Genomic DNA, 19,360 nt, shown 5'->3' with positions numbered 1-19,360 from the left:
AGGGATCCGGGCTGAAGGGTTGAGGGACAACTTTAGCGAATTGATTTATTTATACTTTTAGGAATAGTGCTGACGAACACTTACGGTTCAGTCATTTACCCATTCCGCTTTCGCTTATATACTCGTGACTTTGCTAACAGCAACCAGACGGATTTCATGTACCAACCTGTCGCTCTATTCATCGGCCTGCGTTATATGCGTGGGCGTGCAGCAGATCGCTTCGGTCGCTTCGTTTCCTGGCTCTCCACCATAGGCATTACTCTCGGGGTAATGGCGCTGGTCACGGTGTTGTCGGTGATGAACGGTTTCGAGCGCGAGCTGCAAAACAATATTCTTGGCCTGATGCCTCAGGCCGTACTCTCGTCTGAACAGGGTTCCCTCAACCCGCAACAACTGCCGGAAAAAGCGGTGGTGTTGAACGGCGTCAACCGCGTTGCACCCATAACTACGGGAGATGTGGTGCTGCAAAGTGCGCGTAGCGTGGCGGTCGGCGTGATGCTCGGTATCGATCCGGCGCAAAAAGATCCGTTAACGCCGTATCTGGTCAATGTGAAGCAAACAGATCTGCAACCGGGTAAGTATAATGTCATCCTCGGCGAGCAGCTTGCCGGGCAGTTGGGCGTGAACCGTGGCGATCAAATCCGTGTGATGGTGCCCTCGGCCAGCCAATTTACGCCGATGGGGCGTTTGCCGAGCCAGCGTTTGTTTACGGTGATTGGCACTTTCGCCGCCAACAGCGAAGTCGATGGCTACCAGATGCTGACCAACATTCAGGATGCCTCGCGTCTGATGCGCTATCCGGTGGGTAATATCACTGGCTGGCGTCTGTGGCTGAACGAACCGTTAAAAGTTGACACGCTGAGCCAGCAAACGCTGCCGCAGGGCACCAAATGGCAGGACTGGCGCGAGCGCAAAGGGGAACTGTTCCAGGCCGTGCGCATGGAAAAGAACATGATGGGGCTGCTGCTTAGCCTGATCGTGGCGGTGGCAGCTTTTAATATTATTACCTCGCTGGGTCTGATGGTAATGGAGAAGCAAGGGGAAGTGGCGATTTTACAAACGCAGGGGCTAACGCCGCGGCAGATAATGATGGTGTTTATGGTTCAGGGGGCCAGTGCCGGGGTGATTGGCGCGCTGCTGGGCGCTGTACTGGGTGCCTTGCTCGCCAGCCAACTGAACAATCTGATGCCAATTATTGGTGTGCTGCTGGATGGCGCTGCGCTGCCGGTCGCCATTGAGCCGCTGCAGGTTATCGTCATTGCGCTGGTGGCGATGGCCATCGCGCTGCTGTCTACGCTTTATCCTTCCTGGCGCGCTGCCGCCACTCAACCCGCTGAGGCTTTACGTTATGAATAAGATCCTGTTGCAATGCGACAACCTGTGCAAACGCTATCAGGAAGGCACTGTGCAGACCGATGTACTGCACGATGTCAGTTTTTGCGTCGGCGAAGGTGAGATGATGGCGATTGTCGGCAGCTCAGGCTCCGGCAAGAGTACGTTGCTGCATCTGTTAGGTGGGTTGGATACCCCGACTTCCGGCGACGTCATTTTTAGCGGTCAGCCAATGAGCAAGCTCTCGTCGGCGGCGAAAGCGGAACTGCGCAATCAGAAGCTGGGCTTTATTTACCAGTTCCACCATTTGCTGCCGGATTTTACCGCGCTGGAAAACGTAGCGATGCCGCTGCTGATCGGCAAGAAAAAACCGGCTGAAATCACCGAGCGCGCACGGGATATGCTGAAAGCGGTAGGGCTGGATCATCGTGCCAGTCATCGCCCGTCTGAACTGTCTGGCGGCGAACGCCAGCGGGTGGCCATCGCGCGTGCGCTGGTGAATAACCCGCGTCTGGTCCTGGCGGATGAGCCAACGGGTAACCTGGATGCGCGTAACGCGGACAGCATTTTCGAGCTTCTGGGTGAGCTGAACCGCTCTCAGGGCACGGCATTTCTGGTGGTGACGCACGATCTGCAACTGGCGAAGCGGATGAGTCGCCAGCTTGAAATGCGCGATGGTCGCCTGACGGCTGAACTGAGCCTGATGGGAGCTGAGTAATGGCTTCGCCTTTATCGTTATTGATTGGTCTGCGCTTTAGCCGTGGTCGGCGGCGCGGCGGTATGGTTTCGTTAATTTCGGTGATATCTACCGTTGGCATAGCGTTGGGTGTGGCGGTGTTGATCGTCGGTTTAAGTGCCATGAACGGATTTGAGCGTGAGCTGAACAACCGTATTCTGGCCGTAGTCCCACACGGAGAGATTGAAGCCGTAAATCAGCCGTGGAATAACTGGCAGGAAGCGCTCGACAAGGTACAAAAAGTGCCGGGTATTGTCGCCGCGGCGCCTTATATCAACTTTACCGGACTGGTGGAGAGCGGGGCGAACTTACGCGCGGTGCAGGTGAAGGGCGTAGACCCGAAACAGGAACAGCGTTTAAGCGCGTTGCCATCCTTTGTGCAAAACCACGCCTGGGATAATTTTAAAGCCGGTGAACAACAAATCATCATTGGTAAGGGTATTGCCGATGCGCTGAAGGTGAAGCAGGGTGACTGGGTATCGATTATGATCCCTAACGCCAGTGCGGATCATAAGCTACAGCAGCCTAAACGCGTGCGTTTGCACGTGACGGGGATCCTGCAACTGAGCGGTCAGCTCGATCACAGCTTTGCCATGATCCCAATGGAAGATGCGCAGCAATATCTTGATATGGGAACCAGCGTTTCCGGGATCGCGCTGAAGGTTAACGACGTGTTTAACGCCAATAAGCTGGTGCGAGACGCGGGTGAAGTCACCAATAACTATGTTTACATCAAGAGCTGGATCGGCACCTACGGCTATATGTACCGCGATATTCAAATGATCCGCGCCATTATGTATCTGGCTATGGTGCTGGTGATTGGCGTGGCCTGTTTTAATATCGTTTCCACGTTAGTGATGGCGGTAAAAGACAAAAGCGGCGATATTGCGGTATTAAGAACCCTCGGGGCGAAAGATGGGTTGATCCGTGCCATTTTTGTCTGGTACGGCCTGCTGGCGGGTCTGTTCGGTAGCCTGATAGGCGTCGTCATCGGGGTGGTTGTCTCGTTGCAACTGACGCCGATCATAAACGGGATTGAGGCGCTTATCGGCCATCAGTTCCTGTCCGGCGATATCTATTTCATTGACTTCCTGCCATCGGAATTACACTGGCTGGATGTGATTTACGTGCTGGTGACAGCACTCGTGCTGAGTCTTTTGGCAAGTTGGTATCCGGCGCGTCGCGCCAGCAATATTGATCCTGCGAGAGTACTTAGCGGCCAATAACAACAATAATACACGACAGCATTCATGCTGCATCAAGGCGTAACTAACGTAGAGGCATCTTGAAGGATGACGTGTATCAAGGAGCGGTGATGTATTACGGATTTGACATCGGCGGGACCAAAATTGCGCTGGGCGTGTTTGATAAGCAACGTCGTCTGCAATGGGAAACTCGCGTTCCTACGCCTCGCGACAGCTACGACGCTTTCCTTGATGCGGTCTGCAATCTGGTGACGGAAGCGGATCAGCGGTTCGGCATCAAAGGTTCGGTAGGCATCGGCATTCCGGGCATGCCGGAAACCGAAGACGGCACGCTGTACGCGGCCAATGTTCCTGCCGCCAGTGGCAAACCGCTCCGCGCCGATCTCAGCGCTCGCCTTGACCGCGATGTGCGTCTGGATAACGATGCGAACTGTTTTGCTCTCTCCGAAGCCTGGGATGACGAGTTCACCCAATATCCGCTGGTGATGGGGTTGATCCTCGGTACGGGCGTCGGCGGCGGCCTGGTGCTTAACGGGAAATCCATCACCGGACGCAGCTATATCACCGGTGAGTTTGGTCATATTCGTTTGCCGGTCGATGCGCTGACGCTGATGGGCTTTGATTTCCCGCTGCGCCGCTGCGGATGCGGTCAACTGGGATGCATCGAAAGCTATCTTTCCGGCGGTGGATTTGCGTGGTTGTATCAGCATTACTACCATCAACCGCTGGATGCCCGCGAAATTATCGCGCTGTGGGAGCAGGGTGATGAACACGCGCGTGCCCACGTTGAACGCTATCTGGATTTGCTGGCGGTGTGTCTTGGGAATATCCTGACTATCGTCGATCCTGATTTGGTGGTGATTGGCGGAGGCTTGTCGAATTTTACCGCTATTACGACGCAACTGGCGGATCGACTGCCACGTCATCTGCTGCCGGTTGCCCGGGTACCGCGTATTGAGCAGGCACGGCACGGTGATGCCGGCGGGATGCGCGGGGCTGCTTTCCTACATCTTACCGATTAATACAAAGAGGTTGTTATGCTGTCGCGTCGGGGTCATCGGTTAAGCCGCTTTCGTAAAAATAAACGCCATTTGCGCGATCGCCTGCGTCAACGAATCTTTTTCAGAGACAGAGTGGTGCCTGAATTGATGGAAAAACCAAGAGTGCTGGTACTGACTGGAGCGGGAATCTCCGCTGAGTCAGGAATTCGAACATTCCGCGCGGCGGATGGTCTCTGGGAAGAACATCGGGTAGAGGACGTTGCGACTCCGGAAGGATTTAGTCGAAACCCGGAACTGGTTCAGTCGTTTTATAACGCCCGTCGCCATCAGTTGCAGCAGCCTGAAATCCAACCCAACGCGGCGCATATCGCACTGGCAAAACTCGAAGCCGAGCTGGGCGATCGTTTTTTACTGGTGACGCAGAACATTGATAATCTGCATGAGCGTGCGGGCAGCCAGAACGTTATCCATATGCACGGCGAGTTGCTCAAAGTTCGCTGTTCGCAAAGCGGGCAGATTCTGGAATGGACGGGCGATGTGACACCGGAAGATAAATGTCATTGCTGCCAGTTTCCGGCACCGCTGCGACCACACGTAGTGTGGTTTGGTGAAATGCCGCTGGGTATGGATGAAATTTATATGGCACTGGCAATGGCAGATGTGTTCATTGCGATTGGCACATCGGGACATGTTTATCCGGCAGCGGGTTTTGTGCATGAGGCGCGGCTGCATGGGGCACATACGGTAGAACTCAATCTCGAACCGAGCCAGGTAGGCAGTGAGTTTGAAGAGAAGTATTACGGTCCGGCAAGCCAGGTAGTGCCTGAGTTCGTTGAGAAGTTATTGAAAGGGCTGTAACGGCTATCCGGATAATACTGTTTAAGCCTGTACAAGCTGGCGGTCCTCACGCAGGGCCGCCATAATCAAAAATCCAACGATGTAAAAACAACAGATCAGCCCCAGTGCGCTCAGCCATATGGGTAGTCGGGTAATGTAAACCAGGCTGCACGAGATAATCACCAGAATAATTCCGGTATACATGGGGTGCGCAATCCAGGCAAAAATGCCGCGCGTAACCCTTTTTGCACGAGGTAAATAGTAGCCTGTCCATGTGTGGCTCTCCCCCAAATCCCATTTTCCTTTGATGACCAGCGCGTTACCTACGATCGCCAAAATCAGACATCCCCACTCCACCGGACCAATCTGATGACTGAAAAACAGGCTATAACCAAAAACCAGGATCGGTATTAAAAAGGTGAGCCGTAGCAGGCGGGTTGCGGTGACAGGCAGCAAAGGACGAGCGTTTACCGGCTGCTTACGTGGGAGAATCACCAGCGTAAATACGATCAGATTAGCCAACTCAAGTAGCAGCCAGAGCGTTGTCATTGGAAGCCTCAGAAGCCGGCCTGGAATACTGTAAGCATAGCCAGAAACTGGGGAGCGGGAATCAGCCGAAAGGCGTAAAAAGTAGGGATTTGCAGGTAGCAACCCGGCGCAGCGACGCCTGCCGGGTTGCACGAGTATTAGCGTCCTGCTTTTAGCTTCTGATAATACTCTTCGTAGATAGCGCTGGCGGAACCGACATCGTTTTGCCATTCCCCTTTGTTGATGGTTTCCGCGTCAGGGTAGAGCGTTTTGTCGTTCGCGACCTCAGGACTTAACAGCTTGCGTGCTGCCAGGTTCGGCGTCGGGTAACCGATAGTTTCTGCGACTTCTTTCGCGACGTCCGGGCGCAGCAGGAAGTTAATCAGCTTCAGCGCACCTTCTTTGTTTTTCGCGTTAGCCGGAATAGACAGGCTGTCCATCCAGAAAATGCCACCTTCTTTCGGCCATACCACTTCCAACGGTGTGCCCGCCTGACGCGCAACATACGCGGAGCCGTTCCACACCATCCCCAGATTAACTTCGCCTTCCATATACGGGTTGGCCGGGTTGTCAGAGTTAAATGCCGCAACGTTAGGCATCAGCTTCTTCAACTCGTTATAGGCGGCTTCAATCTCTTTAGGATCGGTGGTATTGCCGGAATATCCCAGCTTGCGCAGCGCCATCTGGAACACTTCTCGCGCATCATCCGTTAACAGCAGACTGCCTTTGTACTCCGGCTTCCACAGATCGGCCCAACTGGTGACGGTTTTCGGATCGATAGCATCGCTGTTGACGCCAATGGCCGTCGCACCCCAGATATACGGGATGGAGTAGTCATTGTTTGGGTCAAACGGCTTGTTGAGCATTTCCGGATCGAGGTTGTGGAAGTTGGTCAACGTCGACTTGTCGATCTTCTGGATCATGCCTTCTTTACGCATTTTATCGACGTAATAGGTGGACGGAACCACCAAATCGTATGCGCCGTCTTTATAGGTTTTGAGCTTGGCGTACATGGTTTCATTCGACTCGTAGGTCGAATAGATAACCTTAATGCCGGTTTCTTTAGTGAACTGTTCCAGCAGACCCGGTGGGACGTATTCAGTCCAGTTATAGAAATAGAGCGTGTTGTTGTCATTCGCGTGAGCGGCGCTCATGCCCAGTGCCAGAGCACCCGCCGCGAGCAGGTGGCGTGACCATTTTTTCATCATTTAACGTCCCCTGAATTAAGGGCCTTAGCGGCCCTTGGTTTTATCACGTGCAATAAGCTGGCTGGCAATAACCATAACCAGCGACAGAACCAACAAAATGGTCGCCAGCGCGTTCACCTCTGGTGACACGCCGACTTTAACCATTGAGTAGATTTTTAATGGCAAAATTTCATAACCCGGTCCGGTGACGAAAGATGAAACAACAACATCATCCATCGACAGCGTAAAACTCAGCAACCAACCCGCAGCCACCGCAGGCATAGCCAGTGGCAGTATTATCTTGCGCAGAATAGTTACTTCGCTGGCACCCAAATCTTTAGCTGCCTCAAGCATGCGGACATCAAAACCTTTCAGGCGAGAGTAAACCGTCACCACCACAAAAGGCAGACAAAAAGTGATATGCGAGAACAGCAGCGACCAGAAGCCCAGTTGAATGCCGATCAGCATAAACAGCACCAGCAGAGATATTGCCATCACAATATCCGGCGACATCATCACCACGAACAGCATGCCACTGACGAACGGTTTACCGCGAAAACGGTAGCGGTATAGCGCAACCGCAGTGAGTGAGCCGATCAAGGTGGCAAACGTGGCGGATAGCACCGCCATCGTCAGCGAGTGCTGTGCCGCCTGCAACAGGCTGTCGTTATTCATCAGCAGGCCGTACCATTTGGTAGTAAAACCCTGCCAGTTGATGCCAAAGCGCGAACTGTTAAAGGAGTTCACAATCAAAATAATGATTGGAATGTACAGATACGCGTAGATAGCGGTCATAAAACCGCCGCGAAGCAGTCGACCGATCATTCGAGTTCCACCTTCTTGTTCAGTAAGCGGGAGGCGCGCCAGTAGATCAGCAGCATCAGACCCATCACGATGGTCAGTGTAATGCTGGTGGCTGCACCAAACGGCCAGTCGCGGATGTTCAGGAACTGAACTTTAATTACGTTACCAATCAGCAGGTTTTTCGCGCCGCCCATTAAGTCGGAAACGTAAAACAGCCCCATTGCGGGCAGCATGACCAGCAGGCATCCGGCGATAATCCCCGGCATCGTCAACGGAATAATGATGCGGGTGAAGGTCTGAAGCTTACTGGCGCCTAAATCGCGTGCGGCTTCCAGCAGCGGTTTATCGAGCTTTTCAATGCTGGAATAGAGCGGCATCACCATAAACGGCAGCAGGATGTATACCAGCCCGATAATCACCGCGCTGGGAGTAAACATAATGCGAATGGGTGTATCGATAACGCCGAGCCATAACAGAAACTCGTTGAGATAGCCTTTGGTGCTGAGGAAAATTTTGAGTCCGTAGATGCGAATAAGGGAATTGGTCCAGAACGGAACAATCAGCAGGAACAGCAGCAGCGGGCGTACTTTTTCCGGCAGTTTCACCAAAAACCAGGCAAACGGGTAGCCGAGTACCAGACAGGCGAGCGTGGCAATCAGCGCCATATTGAGGGAGTGAACCAGTACCTCAAAATAGAGCGGATCGAGCAGGCGCGTATAGTTCTCCAGCGTAAAGACCATTTTGACGAAATTGGCGTCGTCACGGGTCAAAAAGCTGGTGCCGATGATCATCAGGTTGGGCAGAAAGACAAATAACACAAGCCAACCGACAATGGTGAAGATCACCACACTCTGGAATTTACTTGTGCTCTTCATCAGCCAGTACGACCTCCCAGCTTTCTACCCAGTTAATTGCCATTTTCTGGTCGAGCGAGTGGTCAAAGTCAGGATCGTCTTCGTTGAAGAATTCGCTGACCATCACCATCTTGCCATTTTCCAGTTCTACAACCGACTCCAGCGTCATGCCTTTGTAGTTGCGTTCGCGCACGTAGCCGATCAGGCCTTCGATATGATTATCATCATTGATTTCATCAACGCGCAAATCTTCAGGGCGTAACAGGACGTGCAGCTTTTGTCCGGGAACTACCGCGAAGTTGACATAAATATTGCACTCGCGGCCTTCAACGTTAGCACGAACACGCTGTTCATCCAGACGTTCAATCACCGTGGCGTTAAACATATTGATCTCGCCGATAAACCCGGCGACAAACAGATTCTTTGGCTCTTCGTAGATTTCGCGCGGCGTACCGTCCTGCTCAATCTTACCATCGCGCATCACCACGATGCGGTCGGACATGGTTAGCGCTTCTTCCTGATCGTGTGTGACAAAGACAAAAGTGATACCAAGCTTACGCTGCAGTGCTTTCAGTTCATTCTGCATCTGCTTACGCAGTTTGTAGTCCAGCGCAGAGAGGGATTCATCTAACAAGAGTAAGCGGGGTTTGTTGACCACTGCTCGGGCAATCGCTACGCGCTGCTGCTGTCCGCCGGAAAGTTGATGCGGTTTTCGCTGGGCGAACTCTTCCAGTTGCACCATGCGCAGGGCTTCGGTAACGCGGGGAGAAATGTCGGCTGCGGGCGTTTTTTGCATGCGCAAACCAAAGGCCACATTCTCAAACACAGTCATGTGGGGGAATAGCGCATAGCTTTGGAAGACGGTATTCACGTAGCGGTTTTCCGCTGGAACGTGAGTAATGTCCTCGTTGTCCAACAAAATATGACCGGAATCAACCGTTTCCAGACCGGCAATCAGGCGAAGAACGGTTGTTTTACCGCAGCCAGAGGGGCCAAGCAGCGTAAGAAACTCGCCATTATTGATGGTCAAATCCAGGCTGGAAATCACCTCTTTGCCATCGAAACTTTTGCGAATTCCCGCTAATTGCACCAGTGGAGAAAGCGAACGCGGTTGTTTATTCAATTTTTTACTCTGTCCCATGTAAACGCAACGGATGGCTGACCGATGCGGGGTTTGTGGTTAACCACCTTGATGACTCTTAATGAGGGCCGTTATTCTACGGCAAACCATTGTAATCGCCAATCCTTGTTGCGAATTACTGACTTAGCCCTATAGTCAGAGGGGATGTCAGGGCGAAATATTCTCACTTGCGGGGATAAAAGTGACCTGACGCAATATTTGTCTTTTGTTGCTTATTGATAATGTTGTCACAAAAAGTGAGGGTGACTGCATGGATAAACTACTTGAGCGTTTTTTACACTACGTGTCGCTGGACACCCAATCAAAATCGGGCGTGCGGCAGGTTCCCAGCACCGAAGGACAGTGGAAATTATTACAACTGCTCAAACAACAGCTCGAAGAGATGGGGCTGGTTAATATTTCACTGAGCGAAAAAGGTACGCTGATGGCAACGTTACCCGCGAACGTTGCTGGTAATATTCCTGCGATCGGCTTTATTTCCCATGTGGATACCTCACCGGATTTCAGCGGTAAAAATGTCAATCCGCAAATCGTTGAAAACTATCGCGGTGGCGATATTGCGTTAGGCATTGGTGATGAAGTTTTATCGCCGGTGATGTTCCCGGTGCTGCATCAACTTCTGGGTCAGACGCTGATCACCACAGACGGTAAAACGTTGCTGGGCGCGGATGATAAAGCAGGCGTGGCGGAAATCATGACCGCGCTGGCTGTGCTTATCCAAAAAGATATTCCGCACGGTGATATCCGCGTGGCCTTTACGCCGGACGAAGAAGTGGGTAAAGGGGCGAAGCATTTTGATGTTGCGGCATTCGATGCGCAGTGGGCCTATACCGTTGACGGTGGTGGCGTAGGTGAGCTGGAGTTTGAAAACTTCAACGCCGCGTCGGTCAATATCAAAATTGTTGGCAACAATGTGCATCCCGGCACCGCAAAAGGGGTGATGGTGAATGCGCTGTCGCTGGCGGCGCGTATTCACGCTGAGGTCCCGGCAGATGAAAGCCCGGAGAAGACGGAAGGCTACGAAGGCTTTTATCATCTGGCGAGCATGAAAGGGACGGTCGATCGGGCGGATATGCACTACATTATTCGTGATTTTGACCGTAAGCAGTTTGAAGCGCGTAAACGCAAGATCATGGATATCGCCAAGAAGGTCGGCAAAGGGTTACACCCGGACTGCTATATCGAACTGGTGATTGAAGACAGTTACTACAATATGCGCGAAAAAGTGATTGAGCATCCGCACGTGCTGGATATCGCCCAGCAGGCGATGCGCGATTGCGATATTGAGCCGGTGCTGAAACCGATCCGTGGCGGCACTGACGGCGCACAGCTGTCATTTATGGGATTACCGTGTCCGAATCTGTTCACCGGTGGCTACAACTATCATGGTAAGCATGAGTTTGTAACCCTGGAAGGAATGGAAAAAGCGGTGCAGGTGATTGTGCGTATTGCTGAATTGGCCGCGAAACAAAAATAAAGCATGTGTAGTTGCCGGATGGCGCTTTGCTTATCCGGCCTACAATATTTCACTCCAGTAGGCCTGATAAGACGCATTGCGTCGCATCAGGCACAGTCCGCATTACCCTTCGAAGAACCAGTACCCGCTGTTGACCAGCGCGGCAAGCATGGCAAGGAAAGAAGGATCTTCCAGCGCATCCTCAAAGTTCTCAGCCGTCAGCACAATATGACTGGCCAGCGCTTCCAGCGCAGGACGATGCGGTGAATCAATTTTCTCACCGTTAGCGTAGACGTCGTCGCCAATGCGCAATACGCGCAATCCGCCCAGACGCACTAACACATCACCTTGTTTCAGGGCATCATAAATTTCGTCTGGCTGATACGGTGGCTCCGGCGGGGCAATATCCAGCTCATGACGAGACTGAGAAATAAACTCGCCAAACCACTGCTGGAAATGTTCTGGCTGATTAATCAGGCCCAGCATCATTTCGCGCAGCTTGTCCATTTCCTGCGGCAGAACATCTGCCGGATGATCGCGCGGTGGCAGATCAGGATCGCTGTAATAGGTGCTGCCCAGTTCGCGTTGTAAAACGTAATCGGCGAACCCGCTGATCAGCTCGCGAGTGTTTGGCGCACGGAAGCCAACCGAATAGTTCATCGCGTTTTCTAACGCATAGCCTTCGTGCGGGAATCCCGGTGGAATGTACAGGATATCGCCGGGTTCCAGCTCTTCATCGATGATAGCTTCAAACGGGTCGACCTGAAGGAGATCCGGGTGAGGGCAGTGCTGCTTCAACTGCAGCTTTTCGCCTACGCGCCAGCGACGACGACCGGTTCCCTGAATGATAAATACATCGTACTGATCCAGGTGCGGGCCAACGCCGCCACCGGGTACAGAGAAAGAAATCATCAGATCGTCGATACGCCAGTCCGGTAATTCACGGAACGGGCGCATCAGCGCGGCGGTAGGTTCGTGCCAGTGGTTGACCGCCTGCACCAGCAAAGACCAGTTGTTCTCGCCAAGATGGTCGTAGCTTTCGAAGGGACCGTGGCTAACCTGCCATTTACCATCCTGATGGCTGACGAGTCGGCTGTCGACTTCGCTTTCCATTGCCAGTCCAGCCAGTTCGTCAGGAGAAAGAGGATCAATAAAGTTGTTAAACCCGCGTTTTAAGACCACCGGGCGTTTCTGCCAGTGGCGTTCAAGAAAATCGGGCCAATTAAGTGTGAGTTGGTATTCCATAGTGAGCATCCCGCAGGCTGGTATCTGCAACCGATTATAACGGATACTTAACCTCAAGCGTGAAGTCAGTACATATTTATTACATGCGACGATTACTCGTCTTTCTGGCCCGGCTGCTGGCGGCCAAAAATAACTTCCATGCGTGCACCACCCAGCAGGCTATCACCAGCAATAATCTGCCCGTCATACTGTTCGGTGATTTCTCGCGCCACCGCCAGACCGACGCCTTGTCCTGGACGTAGCGTATCTACGCGCTGTCCGCGGTCAAACACCACTTCCCGTTTGCTTTGCGGAATACCAGGACCATCGTCTTCGACCAGAATATGCAGCTGATCCTCAGACAGTTGCGCCGAAATCTCGACAAACTCCAGACAATATTTACAGGCGTTATCCAAGACGTTGCCCAATACCTCGACAAAATCATTCTGTTCGCCCACAAAGCTGATCTCAGGTGAGATATCGAGATTAATGTTGACCCCTTTGCGCTGATATACCTTATTCAGCGCCGAGGTGAGCTTATCCAGCAACGGCGCGACCGGGTGCAGCTCGCGGCTGAGTAGGGCACTGCTGCCACGCATACTGGCGCGATGCAGGTAATAGCCTATCTGTTGGGAAATACGGCTGATTTGTTCCAGCATGATAGGCTCTGCGTCGCTGACGTTCATCTTTTCATTACGCATTGAGCGCAACGTACTTTGCAGTACCGCCAGTGGCGTTTTCAGGCTATGAGTGAGATCGGTTAACGTGGTGCGGTATTTATCGTAGCGCTCACGTTCACTTTTTAAAAGTCGATTGAGATTACGAACCAGGCTGGTCAATTCGCGTGTGGTAGCGGGGTTTAGCATCTCACGATGATGTTCCTCAAGCTCACGGACTTCGCGGGCCAGCGATTCAATCGGCCGCAGGCTCCACCAGGCGGCCACCCATAACAGCGGAATGACCAGCAACAGATTGGCGACCAGCACATAAATAAACCAACTCCAGACCATATAAGAGCGCTTCAGCTCTATAGGAATGGTATCGACAACTACAATGGTCAGTTGCGGCATTCTGGCAGTGGCGGGGTAGACGTTCACCGCCACGGAGTGGGTCATTTCGGCGTCGTCATCATCTTCTCTGACTTCTTTTAACTGCTGCTGAGCGGAGTGATCTTCGCCCAGTAAAGTGCTGGTGGCGTCTACATTGGCTTCAATTTCATGAAAACCGTTCGTTTTTAGCCAGTCCGGTTGGATACTTTTCGTCAGCCAGGGAACATTGCGCTGAGCCCACAACAACTCACCGCTTTCGTTATAGATCAGCGACATTGTTGGGCTTTGCATATCGAGATTTTCAGGCAGCTCGACGTTTATCTTGCCGTTTTCCCACTTTGCCAGGGTATAAAACAGATTACTTTCACCCCGCAGCAGGCGAAACGTTGTCTTATCAAAGCTGACGCTGTAGCCCACCAGAGCAACCATGCCGTAGGCCAGCGAGAGCACTAATACAACGCCTGCGGTTGCCAGTAAAAAGCGCAACCGTAGCGATAGCGGGAAAAAATGACGCAATAGTTTATTCATTAGCGCAGTTCAAAAAGATATCCCTGACCACGCACGGTGGTGATGACGTCGTCCGGATATTGCGCCTGAATTTTCTTACGCAGACGTCCCATTAGAACATCAATGGTGTGACTTTCGCGCAGCTCGGCATCCGGGTAAAGCTGCAGCATGAGCGAATCTTTACTGACCACTTTGCCATTATTACGGATGAGCGTTTCCATAATGGTGTATTCAAACGCAGTGAGCTTGATAACTTCATCATTGACGGATAACTCGCGTCGAGAGAGGTCTACCTGAAAAGGCGGAAGGGAGATAATTTGCGATGCCAGACCGCTGTTGCGGCGCATCAGTGCCTGCATGCGCGCAGCCACTTCTTCGATGTGAAACGGTTTGGTGACGTAATCGTCAGCACCGGCGCTGAGGACTTCCACTTTATCCTGCCAGCCTTCGCGCGCGGTTAATACCAGAATCGGCAGCGAAACCTCATTACTGCGCCAGCGGCGGATCAGCGACAAACCATCTTCATCGGGGAGTCCTAAATCAACGATCGCGATATCCGGCAGATGTTCATTCAGATAATAGTCCGCTTCCTTCGCATCTTCTGCATCATCCACCTGATGCCCTAAATCCTGTAACTGAACCTTGAGGTGGTGGCGTAATAAAGCATTATCCTCGACAACCAGTACGCGCATCATCGTTTCTCCCTAAAATAATGGTATGAATAGTTTAACGCTGATTATGTGGCTGTGGGGATAAACATTTAATAAACCGGGCAAAGGGATAATCTCGTGGGCAATAAAAAAGCCGGAAACGCTGATGCTTTCCGGCTTACTACGATATGAACGGAAGGCCGGAACAGGCGCAAGCGCGCTCCGGCATCAAACAGATTACTTCAGTTCATCAACCATTGTGATGGCGCGACCAATATAATTGGCGGGCGTCATTGCTTTCAGGCGAGTTTTCTCTTCTTCCGGCAGCGCCAGACCGTCGATAAACAGCTTCATACCTTCTGCGTCAACGCGCTTACCGCGGGTCAGCTCTTTCAGCTTTTCGTACGGCTTCTCAATACCGTAGCGACGCATCACGGTCTGAATCGGCTCTGCCAGAACTTCCCAGTTATGGTCCAGTTCATCCAGCAGATGATCGCGGTTCACTTCCAGTTTGCTCACGCCTTTCAGCGTGGACTGATAGGCGATCAGCGCATAGCCAATACCTACGCCCAGGTTACGCAGAACGGTAGAGTCAGTCAGGTCACGCTGCCAGCGGGAGACCGGCAGTTTGCTCGCCAGGTGCTGCAGAACCGCGTTAGACAGACCCAGGTTACCCTCGGAGTTTTCGAAATCGATGGGGTTAACTTTGTGCGGCATGGTGGAAGAGCCGATTTCACCCGCGATAGTTTTCTGTTTGAAATGGTTCAGCGCCACGTAACCCCAGACATCGCGGTCAAAGTCGATCAGGATGGTGTTGAAACGGGCGATGCAGTCAAACAGCTCGGCAATGTAGTCGTGCGGCTCAATCTGCGTGGTGTACGGGTTCCACTGGATGCCCAGCGAGGTGACAAACTCTTCGCTGAACTGATGCCAGTCAACTTCCGGGTAAGCAGCGATGTGGGCATTATAGTTACCGACTGCACCATTGATCTTACCAAGAATTTCAACCTGGTTGAGCTGACGATACTGACGCTCCATACGGTAAGCCACGTTAGCCATTTCTTTGCCTAGCGTAGACGGGGTGGCTGGCTGACCGTGGGTACGGGAGAGCAGAGGAATATCGCGATACTGAACAGACAGATCTTTCACCGCATCGATAAGCTTACGCCAGTACGGCAGAACCACTTCGTCGCGTGCGGTTTTCAGCATCAGCGCGTGAGACAGGTTGTTGATGTCTTCTGAGGTACACGCAAAGTGGATAAATTCGGAAACAGCATGCAGTTCCGGGATATCCGCCACTTTCTCTTTCAGGAAATACTCAACTGCCTTCACATCATGGTTGGTCGTACGCTCAATGGTTTTGATGCGCGCAGCATCTTCTTCATTGAAGTTAGCGACGATCGCATCAAGGAAACCGATTGCGTCGGCAGCAAAAGCAGGAACTTCCTTGATCGCTGCGTGCGCGGCCAGTTTTTGCAGCCAGCGTACTTCAACCTGTACACGGAATTTCAGCAAACCGTATTCGCTGAAAATCCCGCGCAGCGCGCTGACTTTATCGCCGTAGCGTCCATCGACAGGGGAAACGGCGGTCAGTGAGGATAATTCCATAGATCACAACTCCGGGGTTAAATGAGCAAGAATTTGTTTTGCCTGAGTCGTCAGGCGATTACGAGAAAACATGAGTTGCAGACGGCCTCCACCAACCTGATGCCAGAGCACGGCAGCACGGATGCCAGCCAGCAGTGAAGCGCGTACTTTAGCCTGTACTTGTGGGCTCTGAAGGATGGCCGGGGAACCCGTGACCTGAATACGCGGGCCGAGTGGGCTGATGACGTCAACATAAATGCCAGCCATCGCACTCATCAACGTTTCTGACTGCAAATCAAAATGGTCCAGCTGGCGCTGCAAGCCGCTAATACGGTCTCCCAGCGTGTCCATAGCGCCCTTGGCTGCTGACAGCTTACGCTCCAGCACCATCAGGCTTAGCGTATAGCGGGTGAGTTCCGCATTCAGTCCCTGACGACTGCTGGCGTTCAGCACGCCAAGCAGCGTTTCAAGGCCAAGACGCAGGTTGGCTTCGCTGCCGCCAAACACGCCCAGCGTAGAGCTGGGATTCATGTCGATGACACTGTTCAGTGAAACGTGTAATGCATCGGCATCACAATGCCCCTGGTGCGCCAGTTCCTGCACCAGGCGTGCCGACTGACAAATGCCTGCCAGGGCGAGGGTGATGTCATAATAATTCTTTGCCACGTTCACTGCTTCCTTGTATCAAATTTGTAAGTAATTATACCGGCAGAGGCAATCGTTGTTCGATAATGCCGCCGCCGAGGCACACTTCGCCATTGTAAAAGACAGCCGACTGACCCGGCGTGACCGCCGCGACTGGCTCGTCGAAAATGACTTCAATACGCTCAGCATCCAGTGCCTTAACGGTGCACGGAATGTCGGTCTGACGATAGCGGGTTTTCACCGTGCAGCGCATGGTGCCGGTGAACGGTTCGCGATCGACCCAATGCAGCTGTTGCGCCACCAGGCCAACGGACATCAGACGTGGATGTTCATGACCCTGAGCGACAACCAGAATGTTGTTCTCAACGTCTTTATCCACCACATACCATGGATCTTCCGTCCCTTCTTTCGTACCGCCAATGCCCAGACCTTTACGTTGGCCCAGAGTGTGGTACATCAGTCCCTGGTGCTGGCCAATCTCTTCGCCGTCAACGGTGATGATTTTGCCAGGCTGAGCGGGCAGGTAGCGACCAAGAAATTCACGGAACTTACGTTCGCCGATGAAGCAGATACCCGTGGAGTCTTTTTTCTTGGCCGTAATCAGACCGAGATCTTCGGCAATTTTACGCACCTGCGGTTTTTCCAGTTCACCGACCGGGAACAGGCTTTGCGCGATTTGCTCATGGCCGAGCGTATAGAGGAAATAACTCTGGTCTTTATTGCCATCGAGCCCACGCAGCAGGCGGCTTTTGCCGTCGACATCCGCGCGACGCACGTAGTGACCGGTGGCGATGTAATCGGCACCTAAATCTTCGGCGGCAAACTCAAGGAAGGCTTTAAACTTAATTTCTTTATTGCACAGAATATCCGGGTTCGGCGTACGGCCCGCTTTGTACTCTTCAAGGAACAGTTCAAAGACGTTGTCCCAGTATTCTGCGGCAAAGTTGACGGTATGCAGTTCAATGCCGAGTTTGTCACAGACAGCCTGCGCATCCGCAAGGTCGGCGGCCGCTGTGCAGTATTCCTCGCCATCGTCCTCTTCCCAGTTCTTCATGAACAGGCCTTCTACCTGATAGCCCTGTTGTTGTAACAGCCAGGCAGAAACGGAGGAATCGACACCGCCGGACATGCCGACGATCACTTTTTTTGGGCTTTCAGACATAGGAATACTCACGACATTGAACTTCAAGGCGGCATATTCTAGCACGCAGCCCTTTACTTGACACCCTCTGTAAACGGCCAGTTAAATTCGCCGATCATGGCCAGTGGGTAGCGCTGTCCGCTCTGATAACAGCGAATACTCTCCGCAACCAACGGCGAACGCAGGTTTGGCGCAGAGAAAATCTCTTCTGCGCTGACCCAACGACAGCAATCTATATCGCTGTCATGGGGTTCTGTAGCGCACATATTGGCAAGCTCGATAGAGAAAAGAAAACGCAAAAAGGGCGTTCTGTCCGGTGCAATCCATTGATGCATACGAATGAAATGCTGCGGCTGCGCTTTAATGCCCGTTTCTTCCCACAGTTCGCGTGCTGCGGCTTGCACCAGCGTTTCATCGGCTTCCAGGTGTCCTGCAGGCTGATTCCACAAGGCTTTGCCATTGATCGTTTCTTCAACGACTAAGAATTTATCTTCTGCATGCACAATGCAGGCGACCGTGACGTGCGGTTTGAACATATTTTCCCCTTATTCCTCAGCAAATCCTTCGGCAACATCTGGCCAGCTAATTTCGCCGCTGGCCTTGTCGATACTAATATAAGCCACAGGAGGCGACGTTTGTGGGTCGGCCCCTCCACGGCACAATGCGGTTTGATGATCCTCGCGCACGATAATCTCAATGGCCTTTTTAGCATTCCAGCTTTCATAAAAAATACATTGGTGGTTGTGACGTAGCCCAAGGGTGGCGACTCTCGTTGCTTTGTCTGTCGACAACGGGTTGATGTCGTCGCGATAGTGGTCACCGCTGTTTATAGCTTGTAACTGCGACTTTTTTAACCAGCCGCGTATGATTTGGCGATCGGTGGTGTAATAGACCGCTTCCATAAAATCATCGTTGGATTGTTCTTGTACAGAGACGAGGTCGCCGGGCACTAAAAATACGGACGGGCTGCGACACTGTTCGGTTGGCATCGCATAGAACCATGCGCGGGTGTCTCCTGTTACCTGATAGTGGTTTGCGAAGGAGGGGGGGAAAAACCCGCGCTGCGACATCGCTTTATTTGCCCATGTCTGGCAAGACGCGCTTACTGCAAGCGGACTGGATAACGGCGTTAATCCATCTACCGAGACCCAGCCGGTGGCGAAGGTTCCTTTAGCGTCCCGATAACGTACGTAACGATAAGGCTCATCTTTGGAAAGCATGCCCGTGCTTTTGTAGCGCTGTGAACTCCTGAGCACCTCGACGGTGTCGCCATTGACCATGAACGCGGGGAGTTGACACTCTGTTGCTGGTGCAGAATAGAAATGCAGGCGTGAGTCGGTTTTTACTTTGGCAGACTCATAAAGGTAGTTTGCCTCTCCTGCTGCTGTTCCGGCAATTGTCTCACAGTCCAGTTTTGCTGTACAAAACGGTGACACGCCGAGCAGGATGAATGCTGCAAAAAGCTGCTTATCCATT

At 52.5% G+C, this 19,360-nt stretch carries 19 protein-coding genes; 6 read left to right on the top strand and 13 right to left on the bottom strand.

Annotated features, from left to right (window positions below; genetic code table 11):
* Positions 1–156: 156 nt before the first annotated feature.
* The 5 genes from lolC to cobB all read left to right on the top strand — a co-directional run bounded on the left by lolC (position 157) and on the right by cobB (position 5,132).
* Positions 157–1,356, top strand: a complete 1,200-nt coding sequence (gene lolC / locus OGX96_RS20150; RefSeq protein ID WP_032934420.1) for a lipoprotein-releasing ABC transporter permease subunit LolC — start codon at positions 157–159, stop codon at positions 1,354–1,356.
* The gene (gene lolD / locus OGX96_RS20145; protein ID WP_003832278.1) at positions 1,349–2,050 is read left to right on the top strand and encodes a lipoprotein-releasing ABC transporter ATP-binding protein LolD; all 702 of its coding nucleotides are present in this window, start codon (positions 1,349–1,351) and stop codon (positions 2,048–2,050) included. Before lolC ends, lolD begins: the two co-directional genes overlap by 8 nt.
* Positions 2,050–3,294, top strand: a complete 1,245-nt coding sequence (lolE, locus tag OGX96_RS20140; protein WP_003030804.1) for a lipoprotein-releasing ABC transporter permease subunit LolE — start codon at positions 2,050–2,052, stop codon at positions 3,292–3,294. The genes lolD and lolE overlap by 1 nt, the downstream gene beginning before the upstream one ends.
* Before the next feature lie 89 nt (positions 3,295–3,383).
* A complete protein-coding gene (nagK, locus tag OGX96_RS20135) occupies positions 3,384–4,295 on the top strand; it encodes an N-acetylglucosamine kinase (RefSeq protein ID WP_020996481.1) in 912 nt (303 codons plus the stop codon).
* Positions 4,296–4,310: 15 nt separating this feature from the next.
* The gene (gene cobB, locus OGX96_RS20130; RefSeq protein ID WP_003832281.1) at positions 4,311–5,132 is read left to right on the top strand and encodes a Sir2 family NAD+-dependent deacetylase; all 822 of its coding nucleotides are present in this window, start codon (positions 4,311–4,313) and stop codon (positions 5,130–5,132) included.
* Positions 5,133–5,153: 21 nt separating this feature from the next.
* Here cobB and OGX96_RS20125 read toward each other — a convergent pair whose 3' ends face one another.
* The 5 genes from OGX96_RS20125 to potA form a co-directional block, all read right to left on the bottom strand.
* On the bottom strand, positions 5,154–5,660 hold the full coding sequence (locus OGX96_RS20125; protein WP_008784438.1) for a methyltransferase family protein: 507 nt from the start codon (positions 5,658–5,660) through the stop codon (positions 5,154–5,156).
* Between the two features lie 137 nt (positions 5,661–5,797).
* Positions 5,798–6,844: a spermidine/putrescine ABC transporter substrate-binding protein PotD gene (gene potD / locus OGX96_RS20120; protein WP_003030797.1), complete on the bottom strand. Its 1,047-nt coding sequence runs from the start codon at positions 6,842–6,844 to the stop codon at positions 5,798–5,800.
* Between the two features lie 27 nt (positions 6,845–6,871).
* The gene (gene potC / locus OGX96_RS20115) at positions 6,872–7,651 is read right to left on the bottom strand and encodes a spermidine/putrescine ABC transporter permease PotC (RefSeq protein WP_003030794.1); all 780 of its coding nucleotides are present in this window, start codon (positions 7,649–7,651) and stop codon (positions 6,872–6,874) included.
* Positions 7,648–8,505, bottom strand: a complete 858-nt coding sequence (gene potB, locus OGX96_RS20110; protein ID WP_032943032.1) for a spermidine/putrescine ABC transporter permease PotB — start codon at positions 8,503–8,505, stop codon at positions 7,648–7,650. The genes potC and potB overlap by 4 nt, the downstream gene beginning before the upstream one ends.
* Positions 8,489–9,625, bottom strand: coding sequence for a spermidine/putrescine ABC transporter ATP-binding protein PotA (gene potA / locus OGX96_RS20105; protein WP_003832287.1), 1,137 nt, complete (start codon positions 9,623–9,625; stop codon positions 8,489–8,491). The genes potB and potA overlap by 17 nt, the downstream gene beginning before the upstream one ends.
* A 250-nt stretch (positions 9,626–9,875) precedes the next feature.
* Here potA and pepT point away from each other — a divergent pair, with 250 nt between their 5' ends.
* Positions 9,876–11,102, top strand: a complete 1,227-nt coding sequence (gene pepT, locus OGX96_RS20100; RefSeq protein WP_020996480.1) for a peptidase T — start codon at positions 9,876–9,878, stop codon at positions 11,100–11,102.
* Positions 11,103–11,204: 102 nt separating this feature from the next.
* On the opposite strand, the gene roxA is transcribed toward pepT, so the two are convergent.
* The 8 genes from roxA to OGX96_RS20060 all read right to left on the bottom strand — a co-directional run bounded on the left by roxA (position 11,205) and on the right by OGX96_RS20060 (position 19,359).
* Positions 11,205–12,326, bottom strand: coding sequence for a [50S ribosomal protein L16]-arginine 3-hydroxylase (gene roxA / locus OGX96_RS20095; protein ID WP_003030786.1), 1,122 nt, complete (start codon positions 12,324–12,326; stop codon positions 11,205–11,207).
* Between the two features lie 92 nt (positions 12,327–12,418).
* Entirely contained in the window at positions 12,419–13,882 is a 1,464-nt protein-coding gene (gene phoQ, locus OGX96_RS20090) for a two-component system sensor histidine kinase PhoQ (protein ID WP_008784442.1), read from the bottom strand.
* On the bottom strand, positions 13,882–14,553 hold the full coding sequence (gene phoP / locus OGX96_RS20085) for a two-component system response regulator PhoP (RefSeq protein ID WP_003846709.1): 672 nt from the start codon (positions 14,551–14,553) through the stop codon (positions 13,882–13,884). Before phoP ends, phoQ begins: the two co-directional genes overlap by 1 nt.
* A gap of 195 nt (positions 14,554–14,748) precedes the next feature.
* The gene (gene purB / locus OGX96_RS20080; RefSeq protein WP_167819828.1) at positions 14,749–16,119 is read right to left on the bottom strand and encodes an adenylosuccinate lyase; all 1,371 of its coding nucleotides are present in this window, start codon (positions 16,117–16,119) and stop codon (positions 14,749–14,751) included.
* A 3-nt stretch (positions 16,120–16,122) separates the two neighbouring features.
* Positions 16,123–16,764 carry a high frequency lysogenization protein HflD gene (gene hflD, locus OGX96_RS20075; RefSeq protein WP_003832401.1) on the bottom strand — a complete coding sequence of 214 codons (642 nt, stop codon included), beginning with the start codon at positions 16,762–16,764 and terminating at the stop codon, positions 16,123–16,125.
* Between the two features lie 34 nt (positions 16,765–16,798).
* Positions 16,799–17,905, bottom strand: coding sequence for a tRNA 2-thiouridine(34) synthase MnmA (mnmA, locus tag OGX96_RS20070; protein WP_003832402.1), 1,107 nt, complete (start codon positions 17,903–17,905; stop codon positions 16,799–16,801).
* A 53-nt stretch (positions 17,906–17,958) separates the two neighbouring features.
* Complete coding sequence (locus tag OGX96_RS20065) at positions 17,959–18,420, bottom strand: NUDIX hydrolase (protein WP_008784446.1); 462 nt, start codon at positions 18,418–18,420, stop codon at positions 17,959–17,961.
* Positions 18,421–18,429: 9 nt separating this feature from the next.
* The gene (locus tag OGX96_RS20060) at positions 18,430–19,359 is read right to left on the bottom strand and encodes a hypothetical protein (protein ID WP_286584115.1); all 930 of its coding nucleotides are present in this window, start codon (positions 19,357–19,359) and stop codon (positions 18,430–18,432) included.
* Between the last annotated feature and the right edge of the window lies 1 nt (position 19,360).

The organism is Citrobacter sp. Cpo100, from assembly GCF_030332595.1.
Classification (GTDB): Bacteria; Pseudomonadota; Gammaproteobacteria; order Enterobacterales; family Enterobacteriaceae; genus Citrobacter; species Citrobacter portucalensis.
This window is presented reverse-complemented; position numbering and strand designations above follow the sequence as displayed.